25 protein-coding genes are annotated in these 18,472 nt (G+C 62.0%); 14 read left to right on the forward strand and 11 right to left on the reverse strand.

The window, feature by feature from the left end; translation table 11 throughout:
- The first annotated feature begins 49 nt into the window (after positions 1-49).
- A complete protein-coding gene (locus tag KX729_RS00795) occupies positions 50-316 on the forward strand; it encodes an usg protein (RefSeq protein ID WP_025602627.1) in 267 nt (88 codons plus the stop codon).
- Positions 317-334: 18 nt separating this feature from the next.
- Here KX729_RS00795 and KX729_RS00800 read toward each other — a convergent pair whose 3' ends face one another.
- On the reverse strand, positions 335-1,228 hold the full coding sequence (locus tag KX729_RS00800; protein ID WP_219740557.1) for an SDR family oxidoreductase: 894 nt from the start codon (positions 1,226-1,228) through the stop codon (positions 335-337).
- A 111-nt stretch (positions 1,229-1,339) separates the two neighbouring features.
- On the opposite strand from KX729_RS00800, the gene KX729_RS00805 reads away from it, so the two are divergent.
- The 7 genes from KX729_RS00805 to KX729_RS00835 all read left to right on the forward strand — a co-directional run bounded on the left by KX729_RS00805 (position 1,340) and on the right by KX729_RS00835 (position 6,433).
- Positions 1,340-2,191, forward strand: coding sequence for a helix-turn-helix transcriptional regulator (locus tag KX729_RS00805; RefSeq protein ID WP_376775893.1), 852 nt, complete (start codon positions 1,340-1,342; stop codon positions 2,189-2,191).
- A 28-nt stretch (positions 2,192-2,219) separates the two neighbouring features.
- Positions 2,220-3,032, forward strand: a complete 813-nt coding sequence (locus KX729_RS00810; protein ID WP_219740559.1) for a class I SAM-dependent methyltransferase — start codon at positions 2,220-2,222, stop codon at positions 3,030-3,032.
- A gap of 207 nt (positions 3,033-3,239) precedes the next feature.
- Positions 3,240-3,800 carry a DinB family protein gene (locus tag KX729_RS00815; RefSeq protein WP_219740560.1) on the forward strand — a complete coding sequence of 187 codons (561 nt, stop codon included), beginning with the start codon at positions 3,240-3,242 and terminating at the stop codon, positions 3,798-3,800.
- Positions 3,801-3,807: 7 nt separating this feature from the next.
- Complete coding sequence (locus tag KX729_RS00820) at positions 3,808-4,215, forward strand: CopD family protein (protein ID WP_219740561.1); 408 nt, start codon at positions 3,808-3,810, stop codon at positions 4,213-4,215.
- A gap of 64 nt (positions 4,216-4,279) precedes the next feature.
- Positions 4,280-4,780, forward strand: a complete 501-nt coding sequence (locus KX729_RS00825) for a GNAT family N-acetyltransferase (RefSeq protein ID WP_312990460.1) — start codon at positions 4,280-4,282, stop codon at positions 4,778-4,780.
- Positions 4,781-4,853: 73 nt separating this feature from the next.
- Entirely contained in the window at positions 4,854-5,744 is an 891-nt protein-coding gene (locus KX729_RS00830; RefSeq protein ID WP_312990544.1) for an NAD(P)-dependent oxidoreductase, read from the forward strand.
- Entirely contained in the window at positions 5,744-6,433 is a 690-nt protein-coding gene (locus KX729_RS00835; RefSeq protein WP_219740563.1) for a DNA alkylation repair protein, read from the forward strand. Before KX729_RS00830 ends, KX729_RS00835 begins: the two co-directional genes overlap by 1 nt.
- A gap of 28 nt (positions 6,434-6,461) precedes the next feature.
- Here the strand turns inward: KX729_RS00835 and KX729_RS00840 are convergent, their stop codons facing one another.
- The 4 genes from KX729_RS00840 to KX729_RS00855 form a co-directional block, all read right to left on the reverse strand.
- A complete protein-coding gene (locus KX729_RS00840; RefSeq protein WP_246617340.1) occupies positions 6,462-6,776 on the reverse strand; it encodes a YkgJ family cysteine cluster protein in 315 nt (104 codons plus the stop codon).
- A 63-nt stretch (positions 6,777-6,839) separates the two neighbouring features.
- Positions 6,840-7,328 (reverse strand): Lrp/AsnC family transcriptional regulator, encoded by a 489-nt coding sequence (locus tag KX729_RS00845; protein ID WP_025602611.1) that lies wholly within the window; start codon positions 7,326-7,328, stop codon positions 6,840-6,842.
- A gap of 49 nt (positions 7,329-7,377) precedes the next feature.
- The gene (locus tag KX729_RS00850) at positions 7,378-8,043 is read right to left on the reverse strand and encodes a uracil-DNA glycosylase family protein (protein ID WP_219741183.1); all 666 of its coding nucleotides are present in this window, start codon (positions 8,041-8,043) and stop codon (positions 7,378-7,380) included.
- 11 nt (positions 8,044-8,054) lie between these two features.
- A complete protein-coding gene (locus KX729_RS00855; RefSeq protein ID WP_312990463.1) occupies positions 8,055-8,603 on the reverse strand; it encodes a thermonuclease family protein in 549 nt (182 codons plus the stop codon).
- Between the two features lie 153 nt (positions 8,604-8,756).
- Between KX729_RS00855 and KX729_RS00860 the strand changes: the two genes are divergently transcribed.
- A complete protein-coding gene (locus tag KX729_RS00860; RefSeq protein ID WP_219741185.1) occupies positions 8,757-10,292 on the forward strand; it encodes a sensor histidine kinase in 1,536 nt (511 codons plus the stop codon).
- Between the two features lie 45 nt (positions 10,293-10,337).
- A complete protein-coding gene (locus tag KX729_RS00865) occupies positions 10,338-10,556 on the forward strand; it encodes a hypothetical protein (protein WP_219740564.1) in 219 nt (72 codons plus the stop codon).
- Here KX729_RS00865 and KX729_RS00870 read toward each other — a convergent pair.
- Positions 10,536-10,940, reverse strand: a complete 405-nt coding sequence (locus tag KX729_RS00870) for a diacylglycerol kinase (protein ID WP_219740565.1) — start codon at positions 10,938-10,940, stop codon at positions 10,536-10,538. The genes KX729_RS00865 and KX729_RS00870 overlap by 21 nt on opposite strands.
- Positions 10,941-10,947: 7 nt before the next feature.
- On the reverse strand, positions 10,948-12,003 hold the full coding sequence (cobT, locus tag KX729_RS00875; protein WP_219740566.1) for a nicotinate-nucleotide--dimethylbenzimidazole phosphoribosyltransferase: 1,056 nt from the start codon (positions 12,001-12,003) through the stop codon (positions 10,948-10,950).
- Between the two features lie 110 nt (positions 12,004-12,113).
- Here cobT and KX729_RS00880 point away from each other — a divergent pair, with 110 nt between their 5' ends.
- The 3 genes from KX729_RS00880 to KX729_RS00890 are packed head-to-tail and all read left to right on the forward strand — an operon-like array spanning position 12,114 to position 13,832.
- Positions 12,114-12,890, forward strand: coding sequence for an adenosylcobinamide-GDP ribazoletransferase (locus KX729_RS00880; protein WP_219741186.1), 777 nt, complete (start codon positions 12,114-12,116; stop codon positions 12,888-12,890).
- 19 nt (positions 12,891-12,909) lie between these two features.
- Positions 12,910-13,131, forward strand: coding sequence for a DUF1289 domain-containing protein (locus tag KX729_RS00885; protein WP_219740567.1), 222 nt, complete (start codon positions 12,910-12,912; stop codon positions 13,129-13,131).
- A complete protein-coding gene (locus KX729_RS00890) occupies positions 13,128-13,832 on the forward strand; it encodes a TIGR02281 family clan AA aspartic protease (protein ID WP_219740568.1) in 705 nt (234 codons plus the stop codon). Before KX729_RS00885 ends, KX729_RS00890 begins: the two co-directional genes overlap by 4 nt.
- Before the next feature lie 5 nt (positions 13,833-13,837).
- Here KX729_RS00890 and KX729_RS00895 read toward each other — a convergent pair whose 3' ends face one another.
- A complete protein-coding gene (locus KX729_RS00895; protein WP_219740569.1) occupies positions 13,838-14,221 on the reverse strand; it encodes a YciI family protein in 384 nt (127 codons plus the stop codon).
- 168 nt (positions 14,222-14,389) lie between these two features.
- Entirely contained in the window at positions 14,390-15,376 is a 987-nt protein-coding gene (locus KX729_RS00900) for an AraC family transcriptional regulator (protein ID WP_219740570.1), read from the reverse strand.
- A 114-nt stretch (positions 15,377-15,490) separates the two neighbouring features.
- Here KX729_RS00900 and KX729_RS00905 point away from each other — a divergent pair, with 114 nt between their 5' ends.
- On the forward strand, positions 15,491-16,729 hold the full coding sequence (locus KX729_RS00905) for an MFS transporter (RefSeq protein ID WP_219740571.1): 1,239 nt from the start codon (positions 15,491-15,493) through the stop codon (positions 16,727-16,729).
- A 24-nt stretch (positions 16,730-16,753) separates the two neighbouring features.
- Here the strand turns inward: KX729_RS00905 and KX729_RS00910 are convergent, their stop codons facing one another.
- Together KX729_RS00910 and KX729_RS00915 are read right to left on the reverse strand one after the other, a co-directional pair.
- Entirely contained in the window at positions 16,754-17,536 is a 783-nt protein-coding gene (locus KX729_RS00910) for an ABC transporter permease (RefSeq protein WP_219740572.1), read from the reverse strand.
- The gene (locus KX729_RS00915; RefSeq protein WP_219740573.1) at positions 17,533-18,459 is read right to left on the reverse strand and encodes an ABC transporter ATP-binding protein; all 927 of its coding nucleotides are present in this window, start codon (positions 18,457-18,459) and stop codon (positions 17,533-17,535) included. The genes KX729_RS00910 and KX729_RS00915 overlap by 4 nt, the downstream gene beginning before the upstream one ends.
- Positions 18,460-18,472: the final 13 nt, after the last annotated feature.

Below are 18,472 nucleotides of genomic sequence, written 5' to 3' on the forward strand. Positions count from 1 at the left end.
AAAGTGTCATCCTCGATGGCGCCAAAGCGCCATCCAATAACGGGAACCGCTGATGTCCGATCTCGAAAAGATGCTGAATGGATATGGGCTGACCACCGCCCAGATTTTCTACCGCCTGCCCGATCATCCGCTGCTGTTGCAGAGCTATGTCTGGCAGAACTACGATCTTGCCCCTGAATTCCCTGAAATGAAGGGCTTTCTGAAATTCTGGGAAGAGAAGCTGGACGGACCGTTGCATTCCGTCCGCTATGTCCACCGCAAGCTGATCGCGGCCAGCGAATGGCGCTCGGTGAAGGGTGAGATCATCCTCCACTAAGCACCACGGGACGATGGATCAGTTTCCGAAATAGGCTGGCCGGTCGAGATCTTCGATCAGCCTGGGTCCGGTCGGGTTCCAGCCAAGCCATCCCTGCGTCAATGCGCTGGAGGCATGGTTGTCGAGCTGCGCGAAATGCGCGAACCAGCCAAAATGCGCGGCCGCCTCTTCCGGTGTCTTGGAAACGACGGGTACGCCGAGTCGGCTGCCGATGACCTCGGCGATCTGGCGAAACGGCACGCCGCTTTCCCCGACCGCGTGATAACGGGCAGCGACACCGCGTTCGAGCGCAAGCCGGTAGACTTTGGCCGCATCCGAACGATGCACGGCAGCCCAGCGGTTCTGTCCTTCGCCGATATAGGCCGCCATGCCCTTTTCCCGCGCGACACCGATCAGCAGCGGCACGAAACCGTGGTCGCCATCGCCATGGACGGACGGCGGCAGGCGGATGACCGAGACATTGACGCCGCGCGCCTTGACCGCAGCCGCAGCCTCCTCCGAAGCGACACGCGGGATATGCTCGGAGCTTGACGTATACTCGTCCTCCTCCGTCGCCAGCTTGCCCGGCGTGAGCAAGCCGGTGCCGGACGTGATCAGCAGCGGCTTGTCCGAACCCGCCAACACGTCGCCAAAACCTTCGATGACGCGACGGTCGGTCTCGCAGTTTTCCTTGAACTTCGAAAAGTCGTGATTGAAGGCCGTGTGGATGACGCCATCCGCCTGTTCGGCACCCGCCTGCAGGCTCGGTATGTCGTAGATCGAACCGCGATGGACATTGGCACCGGTTGCGGCAAGCGCTGCGGCTCCTTCATCCGATCGCGCCAGACCCAGCACCGAATGGCCGGCTTCCAGCAATTCCTTCACCACAGCCGATCCCACGAAACCGGTCGCACCCGTTACGAAAACACGCATGGATATTCTCCTGATTGACAGCGGCAACTATCGGCGGGAGAATTATCCGGGTAAAGTAGTGACCTTATACGGGTATAATTACTAACAGGCTCGGCCTAAAAGGACATGGCGATGGATGAGAACCCGCTCGGGCATTTCCTGAAGGATCGCCGCACGCGGCTCGATCCGGTGGCACTCGGTTTTCCGACGGCCCGTCGCCGCACGCCGGGGCTTCGGCGCGAGGAAGTGGCGCAACGCGCCAATGTCAGCGCCACCTGGTACACTTGGCTGGAACAGGGCCGCGGCGGGGCGCCGTCTGCCGATGTGCTCGACCGTATCGCCCGCGCCCTGATGCTGACCGATGTGGAGCGCGAGCACCTCTTCCTGCTCGGCCTTGGGCGGCCGCCGGAAGTGCGCTACCAGGCGCAGGAAGGCGTCAGCCCCCGGTTGCAGCGGGTGCTGGACGCGATGGAATATACGCCCGCCTATCTGAAGAACGCCACCTGGGACATCGTCGCCTGGAACCGCGCCGCTTCCGCCGTACTCGCCGATTACGAGACGCTGGGCGCCGAGGAGCGCAATATCCTGCGCCGCATCTTTGCCAGCGACGTGCGCCGCGACCGGCTTCCCAACTGGGACAAGGATGCAGCCTTCATCGTCGCGGCCTTTCGAGCCGATGTGACTCGGACCGGAGCTTCGAAAAGCGTCGAAGCGCTGGTGGATGAACTCTGCCGCAAGAGCCCGGACTTCGAGAGGATGTGGAGCAACAATGATGTGCGCCATGCCTATGGCGAGACCGCCAAACTGCTGCACCATCCCGGCGCCGGCGCGATCGAGCTGGAATATTCCGCTTTCGCCGTCGAAGGCCGGCCGGATCTTGGGCTCGTCGTCTACAATCCCGCCACAGACGGAGACCGGCAGAAGGTGCGGCAACTGGTCGATGCGCATGTCGCGCAGATGGACAAACGCGAGGCGGCGGCTTAAACGCCTTCCAAACGAAGGATGCGCGCTCATGAGCAAAAAGATCGACGAAGACGCACTGGCCGAAGCCTATAACCGCGCTCTGGCGTTGGAAAAGGCCGGCGATATCGACGCCGCCGTGAAGGCCTATGAAGAAGTGCTGGAACTCGACCCGGAAGACCATGGCGGGGCGGCGGTGCGCATCGCCTCGATGGGCCGCGGCGAAACGCCGCCCAAGGCGCCGGACGCCTATGTGGAAACCCTGTTCGACCAGCATGCCGAAAGCTTCGAGGACATCCTCGTTGAGCAGCTCGGTTATGCCGTGCCCGTCATCGTGCGCCAGCGACTGCAGGAACTGAAGCTCGGCCCGTTCAAGCGCATGCTCGATCTCGGCTGCGGCACGGGCCTGACCGGCGGCACGCTGCGCGACATGGCGGAGGATATCACCGGTCTCGACATTTCCGAGAACATGATTGAAATCGCTCACGAAAAAGATCTCTACGAGACGCTTTACGTAGCGGAAGCCGAAGACTTTCTCGAGGACAATGACGACGAGCCTTTCGACCTCGTGACAGCCACCGACGTGCTGCCCTATCTCGGCGCGCTGGAGCCGCTATTCTTTGGCGTGGCGGAAAACATGGTGGCCGGCGGGCTGTTCATCTTCTCTTCCGAAACGCTGCCTGCCGGTGACGGTCGTCCCTATATCGTCGGCCCGCATCAGCGCTTCATTCATTCGGAAGCCTACATCCGTTCGCGGCTGACCGATACCGGTTTCGAGATCGTCGAAGTGACCGATATCAACGTGCGCATGCAGGACGGAAATCCAAGCCCCGGCCATCTGGTCATCGCGCGGTTGAAGGGGTAGTTTTCTCGGCGATAATTGGGGTGTTGACGCACGGCGCCCCTCATCCGCCTGCCGGCACCTTCTCCCCGTTCTGACGGGGAGAAGGAATATGCCGCACCGATTTCCTCCAATCTCGACATTGGAGAGGGGCACGTCCCCTCTCCCCGCAAGCGGGGAGAGGGTTAGGGTGAGGGGCTGTGAGGGGCAGCTTTGAGGGAGGGGATTCTGATGACGCCGCAACGCTACCTGCTTGCTCAAGCCTACAACAATGCCTGGGCCAATCATCGCCTGCTGAAGGCCTGCGGGCAGCTCTCTGCGGAAGAGATTGCCGCGCCGCGCACCAGCTTCTTCCCGTCGATCATCCACACACTGAATCACAACCTGACGGTCGACTGGATGTATATCAGCGGGCTGGAAGGCGACTGTATCGGCGCCGCGGCCTACGAGCCCGAAATCCCCTGCCCGATATTCGCCGATCTCGATCGGGAGCAACGTGCCGCCGATCACCGCCTGATCGATCACTGTCGCAGCATGAATGACAATGGCGTCTCGGCGGAAGTCCGTATTCCGCGTGATACCTATGTCGAGATCGAGCGCGCCGATCTCGTTCTGCTGCATCTTTTCCAGCACCAGATCCATCATCGCGGCCAGATTCACGCCATGCTGTCCGGCACCTCCGTCAAACCGCCACAGCTCGACGAATTTTTTCCCAGCGATCCCGAATGCGTCGCACTGCGCGCCCAGGATTTTACCGAACTCGGCTTCACCGAAGCCATGATCTGGAGTTGATTTCACCATGTATTTTACCATCAAGGCCCTGCACATCCTTTCCGACTTCCTGCTGATCGGCGGCATGCTGATCAACGCTTTCGTCATCGGCATGGTGCCGCCGGCGATCCGCGTCGGCGTGATCGGGGCGCTGCGCAAATACGACCGCATCGTCACCACGGCAGGACTGGCCGGTGCCTGGATCTTCGGCCTCTGGCTGATCTTCGGTTATGTCGGTTTCTCGAACGGCTGGCTGCATGCCAAGCTGCTGTTCGTGGTGTTGCTTTCGGCGCTGCACGGCATGCAGCAGGGCTGGATGCGGCGCATGCAGGCAGACCCGAAGCTCGATCCGCCGGCCTTCGTGCGCGCCGGCATGCCAATCATCCTCGTTTCGCTCGTCTTGATCGTCGCACTCGCCGTCATCAAGCCGTTCTGATCCCGTGCCGTCCGCACGCCTGCCGATCCGTACTGGACGGGTGCCGATCCGTACCGGACGGCTGGTGCTGAGACCCAGCACGGCGGCGGATGCCGAACGCGCTTTTGAAATCCAGTCGGACTGGGACGTCACGCAAATGCTGCGCATGGCGCGCTTTCCGCCGGACCGACAGGTGATGGCGGACTGGTTTGCCGATCACGAGCAGGAATGGCAGGCGGGTACCGCCTGTCGTTTCGCGGTAGAGCTCGATGGCCGGATGATCGGCCTTGCCGATCTCGACGGGATAGACGGCCATCAGGGCGAACTCGGCTATTGGTACGAGCAGACCGCCTGGGGACATGGTTATGCCTTCGAGGCTGCCAGCGCGCTCAGGGACTTCGCCTTTCGCGATCTCGGGCTTTCGTCGCTCAAATCCGGCCATGCGGCAGATAACGCCGCTTCCTGCCGGGTTCTCCTCAAACTTGGTTTCAAGCTGATCGACATCGTCGAGGTTTTCTCCAATTCCCGTGGCGAGAGCATCCGCCAATGTCGTTACCTGCTGGAAGCGCCGGGACGTGCTTCCTGATCTGGAAATGGACGCTTTTCCCAGAACTTGGCTTTTCCGCGCCGACGCTTTGCTCTAATCCTCTGGGCAACAAATTTTCAGGAGGATCAGCATGGCTAAGGTGGCATTTATCGGTCTCGGCGTTATGGGCTTTCCCATGGCGGGGCACCTCAAGGAAAAGGGCGGCCACGAGTTGACCGTCTATAACCGCACGGCTGCCAAGGCTGCCGAATGGGCCAAGAAGTTCGGCGGCAAGACGGGCGCGACGCCGGCCGAAGCCGCCAGGGATGCCGATTTCGTCTTCACCTGTGTCGGCAATGACGACGATCTCCGCTCGGTGACATTGGGCGAAACCGGCGTTCTGGCCGGCATGAAACCCGGTGCGATCCTGATCGACAACACCACCGCCAGTGCCGAAGTCGCCCGCGAGCTGGAAGCGGCTGCGAAGGAAAAAGGCGTCGGCTTTATCGATGCGCCCGTCTCCGGCGGTCAGGCCGGCGCGGAAAACGGCGTGCTCACCGTCATGTGCGGCGGTGTCGAAGCGACCTTCGACAAGGCGAAACCTGTCATCGACGCTTTTGCCCGCATGGTCGGCCTGATGGGTCCGGCGGGTGCCGGCCAGCTGACCAAGATGATGAACCAGATCTGCATTGCCGGCGTCGTTCAGGGCCTTGCCGAGTCGATCCATTTCGGCAAGCAGGCCGGCCTCGACATCGAGAAGGTGATCGAGGTCATCTCCAAGGGTGCCGCCGGTTCCTGGCAGATGGAAAACCGCTACAAGACGATGAATGCCGGCAAATACGATTTCGGCTTCGCGGTCGACTGGATGCGCAAGGATCTCGACATCGTTTTGACGGAAGCCCGCCGCAACGGCGCCAAGCTGCCTGTCACCGCGCTTGTCGACCAGTTCTACGGCGACGTCCAGAACATGGGCGGCAAGCGCTGGGATACGTCCTCGCTGCTCGCCCGTCTCGACAAGAAATAATGATCGGCCCTTCCTCCGACGCGGCCGGGATCATCGCGCATCTCGAAACGCTGCGCTCGGAGGAGGCGATTGCCGGCATGGCCCGTTTCGGCATTTCGACCGAAACGGCGCTCGGCATTTCCAATCCCGACCTGCAGAAGATCGCCCGGCTGGTGAAGCGCAATCACCGCCGGGCGCTCGATTTATGGAAGACCAGCATCCGCGAGGCGCGGATGCTGGCGATCTATACGGCTGATCCGGCCGCCCTCACCCAAGGTGAAGCATGGGCCTGGGCGGATGATTTCGCCTCCTGGGAAATCGTCGATACCGCCGCCGATCTATTCGTCGAGACGCCGTTCTGGCAGGCGCTGATCGCAGGCTTTGCCGAGGATGAGCGCGAATTCGTCCGGCGCACCGCTTTCGCGATGATCGCGGGCGCGGCCGTTCACCGGAAGAAGGAGCCGGATGCGACCTTTATCGGCTATTTGCCGCTGATCGAAAGACATTCCGCCGATCCGCGAAATTTCGTCAGGAAGGCCGTCAACTGGGCGCTGCGCAATATCGGCAAACGCAATCACGCCTGCCAGGGCCCGGCGCTTCGACTTGCCGAAAGGCTTTCTGAAGCCGGCGACAAAACCGCGCGGTGGATCGGCAAGGATGCGGCGAAGGAGTTGTCGGGCGAAAAAATAATGGCGCGGCTGAAAGGTTAACCGGCCTTTAGCAACCGCGTACAACCGGCTATTTAATTCCATGCGCCGCACGTGCGATAAAACACTCCGGATCGCCCGGCTGGCAGGCCCGACAGATTTCCGGCCGGACTTCATAAATCGTACAGGTCGTGTGCTCGCCGATGCGCCCCGCTAGCGCAGAACAGCGCTCTCCCTCGCAACGCATGCCGCCCAGATCCGCCGAGACAAACTTCGCCGGGATCAGATCCAGTTGCTCATCGGTTTCCATCGAGAAGCGCGGCCACTCCGCCGAATAGGAGCAGCAGGCACCGCAGGACTGACAGTCCCAATCTTCAAAACGGACCATGTCTTCAAAATGGATCATGGGCTGCCGTATCACGGCAAACGCCTGCAGCGCAAATCACGCTGCAGCCGCCTTTTCCGATGCTTATTCCTCGCCGGACTTCTGGTTGTCGATCATCATGTAGTCGAGCGGCAGTTCGGTCGTGTACTTGATCTGCTCCATCGCGAATGCCGACGAGACGTCGCGGATTTCGATCTTGGCGATCAGGCGCTTGTAGAAGGCGTCATAGGCGCCGATATCCGGCACGACGACGCGCAGCAGGTAATCGACATCGCCGCTCATGCGGTAGAATTCGACCACTTCCGGGAAATCGACCACGACTTCGGAAAAGCGCTTCAGCCATTCGATCGAGTGGCTGGCAGTGCGGATCGAGACGAAAACGGTGACCTTGGTATTGACCTTGATCGGATCCAGCAGCGCGACGCGGCGGCGGATGACGCCGTCTTCCTCCATCTTCTGGATGCGTCTCCAGCAAGGCGTCGTCGACAGGCCGACCTTCTTCGCCAGATCAGCGACGGCGAGCGTGGAGTCTTCCTGAAGAATGCGCAGGATCTTGCGGTCGAGGCGGTCCATTATCTGTCCTTTCGAAATGATTTTTCGTTATACACGTAATTGGCAGCAGTTAACCGAAAATTGTTGCGCGTATCAAGCTATCCACATGCTGTCGCAGCACCGGCAGCACGTCTGCCTCGAACCATGGGTTCTTCTTCAACCAGCCGGTATTGCGCCAGCTCGGATGTGGTAAAGGCAGAACGCGCGGGCCCTGGTTGGCGAAATAATATTCGCGCCAGGCCGCAGCTGTTTCCGTCATCGCTTTCTTGCGCCTGCTGCCGAGATGCCAGGCCTGGGCGTATTGCCCGACAGCGAGCACCAGCTCCACCTGCGGCATCACGGCCAGTGTGCGATGGTGCCAGAGCGGTGCGCATTCGCGGCGCGGCGGCAGGTCGCTGCCTTTGTCGTCGTAGCCCGGAAAACAGAAGCCCATCGGCACGATGGCGAATTTTTGCGGATCGTAGAATTCTTCGCGCGAAACGGCCATCCAGTCGCGCAGCCGGTTGCCGGAGGCGTCATTGAACGGCAGGCCGCTTTCGTGGACACGCAGGCCCGGCGCCTGGCCGGCAATCAGGATGCGCGCCGTGGTCGAGAGCACCGCGACCGGTCGCGGTTCGTGCGGCAGCCGGTCGCCCTCTTTGGCCGGTGCATCCCGACAGATGCGACAGGCAGCGATTGCTTGGCGCAGGGTTTCGACCTCGTCTTCATGCTGGTCGCTCAATTCGCCGGAGGTCATGTCGTCCTGGTTCATTCCGTCTGGCCCATCATGCCCTTCAGCCAATCCATCAGCGAGATCAACAGACCCGGATCGTCCATCATGCCGCGCGAGGCGCGAAAATCCCGCGGGTTCTCGAATGTCCCCGCCCAGAGACCGACATGCTCTCGCCGGGCCGCCAGCTGCTCGTCCGAATACCGGCCGGAGGCGACGGCCAATCCCTGCCGTACCATCGCGCCGTTGATGTTCACCGCGCCGGCATGGCAGCGCACCAGAAGCCGTTGGTACTTGTCGCGTCCACGGCCGAGGCATTCCGCTTTAACGTCGGCGACCAAGCGGGCGAGAAGGCGCTTCGCGTCCTGTCCGCAGGCCCAGCTCTTCGCACTTCCGTCCATGCATGTCTGGTCGAGTTCCGGCGCGTCGACGCCCTGCAGGCGCAGCCTTTCGCCGCCTGCCGCAAGCGTGTCGCCGTCGATTGCGTAAAACGGTCCTCCAACCACCTCGTCGGCAGACTGATCGAGCTTTGCGGCGATCAGGATGAGCAGGAAAAAGAAGCCCAGAAGGAAAAGGCCGTCCCTCACGCTTCTCGGCAAAATCCCTGGTCTAAGGGCCACAATCCAGCCTTATTCGAAAACGGAAGTTTTAGGGAAATGGCAAACAAAACCTTTCTCGGCAGGACTCTCTTAAGGTTTTGAACATAATCTCTCAACACCCGGGTAGATAGTTCAGTGGCCATGAGTAACGGCGTCAGCACCTCGACAGACAAGATCATTGTGGACAGGTCGCGCAGCCACCGCAACAAGGCTGTGTCGAAGGCTGTGCGCGCTACCCGTGAACGCCTGCAGTCGAGCTCCAAGGGCAATCAGATCTTCGATCGCGAGATGATCGCCATGCATGCCGGTTCGGTCTTGCAGGGCGCCTCGATCATGCCGCTCTTCGTTATCACGCTGACGGCGATCGGATTCTATCTCAACCCGAATGCCAACCTTTTCGCCTGGGCGCTGTTGATGCTCAGCGCACATGCGATCAGCCTGCTGATCGCGAGGCGTGCCAACCGTTCGGAAATCGCCGCGATCGACGTCAGGAAATGGCGGCGCCGGCTGCTTGCCGCACAGGTGCTGATCGGCTGCGGCTGGGCACTGTTTGCGCTGCAGGGCTGCAATACCTGTACCGGCGACAGCTATTATTTCTACAAGGGCGCCGTCCTGCTCTTCGCAATCTCCGTGACCGCGATGAGCGTGTTCATGCTGCGGCTGGCGGTACTGTTCGGCTTCCTGCCGATGATCGTCACCCTGCTGGTAATGGCGGTTCTGAGCCGTGAAGTGCTCGATATCGGCATGACGGCGATCTGCGCCACGGCCGTGGTTTTCTTCCACTATATCGCCGACCGGCTGTACCGTTCCAACCTGACGCTGATGTCCTATCAGTCGGAAAAGGACGACCTGATCGTCGAGCTGGAAGTGGCGAAATCCATGTCGGACGAAGCACGCCGCCGCGCCGAAGAGGCGAACCTCGCCAAATCGCGCTTCCTCGCCTCTATGTCGCATGAACTCAGAACGCCGCTGAACGCCATTCTGGGCTTCTCCGAAGTGATGAGTTCCGAAGTGCTCGGTCCGCTCGCCAACCCGACCTACAGGGAATATTCGGGCGATATCCACCGCTCCGGCCAGCATCTCCTCAATCTGATCAATGAAATCCTCGATCTGTCGCGCATCGAGGCCGGTCGTTATGATCTCAGCGAAGAGTCGCTGTCGCTGCTTGAGATCGCCGAGGATTGCATCGGCATGGTGCAGCTTCGTGCGCGCGCCAAGAACATCACCATCCGCGAGCAGTTCGAGCCGGCATTGCCGCAGGTCTGGGCGGACGAGAAGTCGATGCGCCAGGTGCTTCTGAACCTGCTCTCCAACGCCGTGAAGTTTACGCCACAGGGCGGCGAGGTGATGGTCAAGGTCGGCTGGACTGCCGGCGGCGGCCAGTATGTGGCGATCAAGGATAACGGACCGGGTATTCCGGAAGATGAAATCCCGGTGGTTCTCTCCGCCTTCGGCCAAGGCTCGATCGCCATCAAGAGCGCCGAACAGGGTACTGGCCTCGGCCTGCCGATCGTCCAGGCGATCCTCGCCAAGCACGACGGCCAGTTCATCCTGCGCTCCAAGCTGCGCGAAGGCACCGAAGCCATCGCCATCCTGCCCTCGACCCGCGTGCTGCAAAGCGTGCCGGCGGTTGCCGATGCGCCGGCTGTGGAGCGGCGGCGGAAGAGTTTTGCTTAGTAGGTAGCTCTTTTCCGGCTAGTGGTTTGCGTGCATAATGTGCGCATGACCGCACTTCTCGATTATGCCATCAAAATGGCAAGCGCGCTTCCTGAAAGCCGGCAGGATGAAATTGCCGATGCGATCGAGCTGTATATTCGCGAAAAATTAGGGCGGCCTTTCAACAGCGACACCGCCGAAGTCACTGGTGCAAACGAAGACAGAAAAAAGAAAGCCCGGGCGGCTCTCGTTGAACCTGGCTATTTAGATGCCCCAAAAACTTAAGCTTTTCACCACAACATAAAGCGCAAACAGTCCGTTCACACACAGCAGGCAGAACACCGCAAACGACCCCAGGTCCTTCGCGTGCCGCCCCACCGTGGAAATCTCCGGCGAAATCCGGTCGACCAGTTCCTCGACCGCGGTATTCAGCGCCTCCACGGCGAACAGGATCAGCATCAGGATCACGAAGATGAAGTGATCGAGGAAGGTCGCGCCGACCGCCGCAAACACGATAAGGCCGAGCGCGAAGGCATAGACCTCCTGGCGGAAGGCAGCTTCCCGCCAGAGCCTCTTCAGCCCCTGCATGGAATAGCGGAAAGACGCGACGATCCGCCGGAAGGTGGCGGCCTTTTCGATATTGCTGTCGAGCGGCGTCTTTTCGTCCATTCAGTCCTCAGTGGGTGTGGTTATGCCCATGATCGTGGTTGTGGTCGTCGCTCTTGGTGCTGACGCCCGCCTGTTCGAATGTGGCCATGCCGGAATGGCAGGCGGCAGCCGATTTGACGATGCCGGCGGCGAGCGCTGCACCCGTGCCTTCGCCCAGCCGCATGCCGAGCGCCAGAAGCGGCGTCTTGCCGAGCTTTTCGATGGCACGCAGATGACCGGGCTCGCCGGAGACGTGGCCGATCAGGCAATGATCGAGCGCTGTCGGGTTGATGGCCTTGAGAATGGAGGCGGCAGCCGTCACGACGTAGCCGTCGAGGAGGACCGGTATCTTCTCCATGCGGGCGGCCAAAATGGCGCCGGCGATCGCGGCAATCTCGCGGCCGCCGAGGCGACGCAGGATTTCGAGCGGATCGGACAGGTGGTCCTTGTGGAACGCGACGGCCTGCTTGACGATGGCGATCTTGCGCTCCAGCAATTCACCATGCGAGCCGGTGCCCGGACCGACCCAGTCTTCCGCTTCGCCGCCGTAAAGCGCCAGATTGATGGCGGCGGCGACGGTCGTATTGCCGATGCCCATCTCGCCGATGCAGAGAAGGTCCGTGCCGCCGGCGATCGCTTCCATGCCGAAGGCCATGGTGGCGGCGCAATCACGTTCGGAAAGGGCGGCCTCGGTGGCGATGTCACCGGTCGGGTAATCCAGCGCCAGGTCGAAGATCTTCAGGCCGAGATCGTGGGTGACGCAGATCTGGTTGATCGCCGCGCCGCCGGCTGCGAAATTCTCGACCATCTGCTGTGTCACCGACGAGGGAAACGGCGTGATACCATGGCGGGTGACGCCATGGTTGCCGGCAAAGATCGCCACCAGCGGACGGGTGACCGCCGGTGCGCGGCCAGTCCAGGCGGCAAGCCAGAAGGCGATCTCTTCGAGGCGGCCGAGCGCGCCCGGCGGCTTGGTAAGCTGCGCATCGCGTTCGCGCGCCGCCACCAGTGCCCGTGCATCCGGACCGGGAAGGTTCTGCAGGAGAACACGGAAATCGTCGAAAGGCAGGCCGCTCACGCTCATGGAAATCTCTTTCGTCTATCGATCGGTCGCGTGTCAGCCGGCCGCTTGTGTTTGTCGGCAAATCGCGCTTCTGTGCGACCTCTCATAATCGGGTAGAGACGGAGGAACAACTGCCAAACGCGACGGAATTCATTGCGGACCTCGCCCGCTCGGTCGGTTTCCTCAGCCGCCTGCCGGTTCCGGGGCGGTTTTTCGAAGGGCATGACGGCTCGATCTCGCGGGCGGTGCAGGCCTTTCCGGTTGCCGGTCTGGTCATCGCCATCGTCCCTGCCTTTGCCCTTTTCCTGTTTTCCGGTCGTGACCCATTGCTCGCTGCCCTGATCGCGCTTGCGGTGATGACGCTGATGACCGGCGCTCTGCACGAGGACGGATTGGCGGATGCGGCGGACGGGCTCGGAGGCGGACGCGACAGGGAACATGCGCTGACCATCATGAAGGACAGCCGCATCGGCTCCTATGGCGTGGTGGCGCTGGTGCTGTCGTTCGGGCTTCGGGCCGCGGCTCTGGCGGCGATTGCCCGTCATGACGCAGGCACGGCGGCGCTGGCGCTTATCGCTACTGCCGCTGCCAGCCGCGCCGTCATGGTCGCCCATTGGCATGCCCTGCCCTCGGCCCGCCAGAACGGCGTTGCCGCCGGTGCGGGACAGCCGGAGGATGGCGCCTGCAACGTCGCGCTTTTCATCGGTATAGCCGTTTCGCTCCTGCTGCTGGTGCCCGCCCTTGGCCTGCCGAGTACAGTTGTTTCGCTTGTCGCCACCGGCATCGCCGGTTTCGGGTTCACCCGTTTCGTCCACAGAAAGCTTCAGGGCCATACGGGCGACACGATCGGCGCCACACAACAGATCAGCGAGATCGTGATGCTTTCGGCTCTTGCTCTCATCGTCTGAAGCCCCGATATATTTCCCCATGATTTCGCCCTGCACCCTCGTCTGCTCGATCGACATGAAGACCGGTTATTGCTTCGGCTGCGGCCGCACGCGCGACGAGATTGCCGGCTGGATGGATTACACCGATGCCGAACGCCGCCGGCTGATGGATGTGCTGCCGGCGCGCCTGGAAACGGTCGAACGGCGCCCGCGGCGGGAAACGCGGCGTCAACGCATCGCCAAGGAACGGGATAACGCATGAACGCCCTGACGATCCTCCTGCTGTTTCTCGGCGCCGGATTGGCCTTCCTCGTCTTCAATCACGATGGCGGCCGCACGATGGGCATCGACAACGAGGATTTCGGCCGGCTGATCTATCTCATTCCGATCGCAGGCCTCCTGGGTGCCGGCGTGCTAGCCGGCCGGCGCGGCAGCCTCAACGTGGTCTTCCGGCAATTGGCGATCTGGCTGGTGATCATCATGGGTCTGGTCGTGGCCTACCTTTATCGCGACGACGCCCGCGCAGTCGCCGGCCGCGTCACCGCCGGCCTGCTGCCCGGCACCGCAGTGGTGGTGCAGACGAGCGACGGCAGCAACGAGGTGATCATCCATAAGACCCGCGGCGGCCATTTCCAGACCAATGTCGGCATCGACGGCAAGGTTTTAGGCATGCTGGTGGATACGGGGGCCAGCACGGTGGTGCTATCCTACGAAGACGCCCGCAAGGTCGGGCTCGATCCGAAGGCGCTCACCTACAGCGTCACGGTCATGACCGCTAATGGCCGGGCCCAGGCTGCTCCCGTCCGGCTCGACGAGGTGGCAATCGGACCGATCGTCCGCCGCAACGTGCGGGCCATGGTGGCCGAGGAAGGCCGGCTGGACGAAAGCCTGCTCGGCATGAGCTTTCTCTCGACGCTCGGCTCGCTGCAGATGCAGACCGATGAGCTGAGGCTGAGGGACTGAGGCAATTACGCTTCTTTGTTCGCCTCCAGCGAAGCGCCCGGAATGTAAAGCTGTACCGGCCTGATCTCATAGACTGCAGTCGGATTGGCCTGACGCAGTTCCCGTGCCGCATCGACTGCCTGATCCATGGATGGAAAGTCCACGACGTAGAGGCCGAGCAACTGTTCCTTCGTCTCGGCGAAAGGCCCGTCGGTCACCACGCCGGCTCCCGGGCCGCGCAATGTCACGGCGCTTCCGGTGGCGCCCAGCCGCGCGGCGGGGCCGAGCGATTTCTGCGCCACGAGGCGGTCGTTGACCTCCAGGAGTTTACCCATCAGCACGGCGTCTTCCTCCTTGCTCCAGGATTGGACGATGCCTTCCTCGTGATAGGCCAGAATGGCGTAATACATGGGTTCCCCTCCCTGCAATCCTATATCGGCAACCGTCCTAAAGCGTGTCGCGATCTTTCAGCTTCGCTCCGCACGCTTCAGGTCCTTGTTCTGTCGCATGTCGCGATCGCAAAACCACTGCACGCTTTTGCGCGACATGCTCTAGACGAGGCCGTTGACGAGTGCAATTCAGCCGAAGTCCTGTACCGCCTCGGCGCCCTCACCCTTCTTGCGGAAATGGCTGGGCGGGTTGCCGATAATGCGTTTGAAGGCGCGGCTGAACGAGGCCTCGGCATCGTAGCCCAGTCTTGAAGCAACGGTTGCCACACGCATGCCGTCGCCAAGCCATCTGCGAGCCTGATGCATGCGCACCAGCGCCACATAATGGGCCGGCGTTTCGCCGACCACTTTCAGGAACCGTTCGGCAAAGCCCGAGCGCGAGGCGCCCATGATCTTGGCGAGTGCGGCGATATTCCAGTCGCGATCCGGCTCCAGATGGATGGCGGCCAGCACGCGGCCGACTTCCGGATTGCGCACGGCGGCGATCCAGCCTGTCGTGTCGCCACAGCCATGCTCGACCCAGGTGCGGATCAGCGTCGCCGTCAATACATCGGCCAGCCGGGCGAGAATGCCGCCTGCCCCGACCCGGTCCATTTCCACCTCGCGCGCCATGGCATCGAGCAGATGCGGGATGGCCGGTTCGCTTTTGGCGAGATCGCTGGTCAGCATCACATCGGGCATCAGCTGCAGCAGCGGATGCAGCTTGTCGATGTTGAAGCGCATCGAGGCGGTCAGCGCCACCGTGGCGCTGCCGGCATCCGGACATTGGACATTGACGTCATACACGCCCTGACAAACTTCCTTGCGGCCAAGACGCTCATAGGGCAGCGGCGGCAGGCCCGGTTTGCTGGCGATGATATGGGCGTCGCCGCGCGCCACCAGCGCCGCGTCGCCGGGCTTTAATTCCAGCCATTCACCGGACGGTGTCTGCAGCCAGGCCGCACCTGCCGATATGAAGTGGAAGCGCGCCCAATCCTGCGACGGGAAGGACGTTGCCCAGGGTTCGGAAAGCCGGCAGCGGCCATATTCGACGCCATCGAGGCGCAGTCCGCGCAGCATCTCGCTGAGCGGATCGAAATTGTTTTCAGCATCTGATTTGGACGAACGGTCAAGCATATCGGATTTTCTAGCATGGAAAGTACAGCCTGTCACGCCTACCTCTGGCATCACCTTCCCGAGTCATTTCCCGACTGGGGAGACTGTGCTTCCTCCCATCACAGGACGTGAACCATGACAGACAGCACTTTCAACGAGGGCGAACAGACGCGCCATGCGTCCGGCATCGATCCCTCGGACTCTTCATCCACCAAGCGTGCCAAGTGGGACGCGATCGTCTCGCTTACACTGGGCGTCTTCGGCCTGGTGACGGCGGAATTCCTGCCGGCGAGCCTGCTTACCCCGATTTCCGCCGATCTCGCCATCAGCGCCGGTGCGGCCGGCCAGACGGTGACGGTTACCGCCGTGGTTGCCGCGATCGCCGGCCCTGCTGTCGTGATCGGCACCCGCAGCCTCAACCGGCGCTGGACGCTGTTCGGCCTCACCGCGCTGCTGATCATTTCCAGCGCGCTTGCCGCCTTCGCCAGCGGGCTGACGCTTCTCCTGATCTCGCGCGTCCTGCTCGGCGTCGGGCTCGGCGGTTTCTGGGCCATGGCCGGTGCGCTGGCCATGCGTCTTGTGCCGATGAGCCACCTGCCCCGCGCCATGGCGATGATCTTTACCGGCGTCTCCGTCGCGACGGTCACCGCAGCACCGCTCGGCGCCTATATCGGCTCGACGCTCGGCTGGCGGGCCGCCTTCGTCATCGCCGGCGCCGTCGGCGTCGTGGCGCTCTTGGTACAGGCTTTCACCATTCCCTCGCTGCCGCCTGCCGGCCATGCCGGGCTTGGCACGATGATCGCCGTCCTGAAACGTCCGAAAATCCGCGTCGGCCTGCTCGTCACGCTGCTGATCGTCGCCGGTCACTTCGCGGGCTTCACCTATATCCGCCCGTATCTTGAGGAAATCCCGCGGCTCGGCGTCGAAATGGTGTCGCTCGTGCTGCTTGCCTACGGTATCGGCGGCTTCTTCGGCAATATCGTCGGCGGCATGATCACCGAGCGCAGCGCGACCCTGGGCGTCGTCTTCGCCTCCAGCCTGATTGCCGTCTCTGCCGCCATCCTGGTTATCGCCGGCCCGTCGGTGGCGATCTCGGCAACAGCCGTCACCCTGTGGGGCTTCGCCTTCGGCGCACTGCCGGTGAGCATCCAGAGCTTCATCACCCGTGCGGCTCCGGACGAGGCGGAAAGCGCCGGCGCCATGCTGCTCACCACCTTCCAGGTGGCGATCTCCAGCGGCGCGGTGCTCGGCGGCCTGCTGATCGACCTGCAGGGCCCGCTCGGCGTGATGACCTTCCTCGGCATTGCCGCAGCGCTTGGCGCCTCGGTCATGTCGGCCCGCGGTGGCAAGCAGATGCAGCTCAGCGAAGGCTGACCATTCGAGAAACGCCGGCTGCGGTCAGTTCCGCAGCCGGTATCCGGTATGGAAGATCCAGCCGACGATCGACAGGCAGATGGCCAGGAACAGGCCGACCATGGCGAGGCTGATCCAGGGATTGATGTCCGAGACTTCGTAGAAGCTCCAGCGGAAACCGCTCACCAGATAAAGAACCGGGTTCAGGTGGCTGACGGCCTGCCAGAAGTCCGGCAGCATCTTGATCGAATAGAAGCTTCCACCCAGAAACGTCAGCGGCGGCACGACCAACATCGGCACGATGTTGAGCTGTTCGAAATTCTTGGCCCAGATGCCGATGATGAAACCGAGCAGGCTGAAGCTTATTGCCGTCAGCACCATGAAGAGCAGCATCATGACAGGGTGGGCGATCGAGATCGTTCCGAAGGCCGGGTTTATCAGCGACAGGCCATAGGCCGTGCCCAGGATGATCAACCCGATGATCAGCCCCTTGGTCGCCGCCGCCCCGACATAACCGACCAGGATTTCCGTCATCGCAACCGGTGCCGAAAGGATTTCATAGATCGTGCCGGTGAATTTCGGGAAATAGATGCCGATCGAACCGTTGGCGATGCATTGCGTCAGAAGCGACAGCATAATCAGGCCGGGCGTGATGAACGAGCCGTAGGAAACGCCTTCGATGGTCGGGATACGCGAGCCGATCGCGGTGCCGAACACCACGAAATACAGCGAGGTGGTGATGACCGGCGAGATGACGCTCTGCATGAGCGTGCGCCGCATGCGGGCCATTTCGAACGTGTAGATGGATTTGATCGCTTCGTAATTCATGCCTTTTCCTCCACCAGCGCGACGAAAATGTCCTCGAGCGAACTCTGCCGGGTGGAAAGATCGCGAAAATGAATGTTTGCGGCGGCCAGCGCGGCGAGAAGGGCTGCGATGCCGCCCTGCTCTTCCTCGCTCTTGTATTCGTGGATGAGCGCCGTGCCGTCTTCCGAAAGCGAGAGATTGTAGGCGCCAAGGCTCGCCGGCAGCTCCTTCATGGGCTCGGACAGTTCGAGCCTGAGCTGCTTGCGGCCGAGCTTCTTCATCAGCGCCGTCTTGTCCTCGACCAGAAGCAGTTTGCCGCCATTGATGACGCCCACCCGGTCGGCGATCTCTTCCGCCTCCTCGATATAATGGGTGGTGAGGATGATGGTGACGCCGGTTGCCCGCAGCGCCTCGACCACCTGCCACATGTCGCGCCGCAGATTGACGTCGACGCCGGCCGTCGGCTCGTCGAGGAAGAGGATTTTGGGTTCATGCGCCAGCGCCTTGGCGATCAGCACGCGCCGCTTCATGCCGCCGGAAAGCTCGCGCAGCGTATTGTCCTTCTTCGACCAGAGCGAAAGATCCTTGAGGATCTTCTCGATCAGCGCCGGATTAGGCTTCTTGCCGTGCAGGCCGCGCGAAAAGCTGACCGTGTTCCAGACCGTCTCGAACATGTCGGTGGTCAGTTCCTGCGGCACGAGGCCGATCAGTTCGCGGGTTTTGCGGAACTCGCGCACCACATCATGGCCGCCGACGAGAACCTGGCCGCCCGAAGGATTGACGAGGCCGCAGACGATCGAGATCAGCGTCGTCTTGCCGGCGCCGTTCGGGCCGAGCAGCGCGAGGATTTCGCCCTGCTCGATATCGAGGTCGACGCCTTTCAGCGCCTCGAACCCGTTGCCATAGGTCTTGGTGAGTTTCTGGATGGAGACGACAGGAGCCATGTGGGAAGGGTCT

The organism is Neorhizobium populisoli, assembly GCF_019430945.1.
GTDB classification, from domain to species: Bacteria; Pseudomonadota; Alphaproteobacteria; order Rhizobiales; family Rhizobiaceae; genus Neorhizobium; species Neorhizobium populisoli.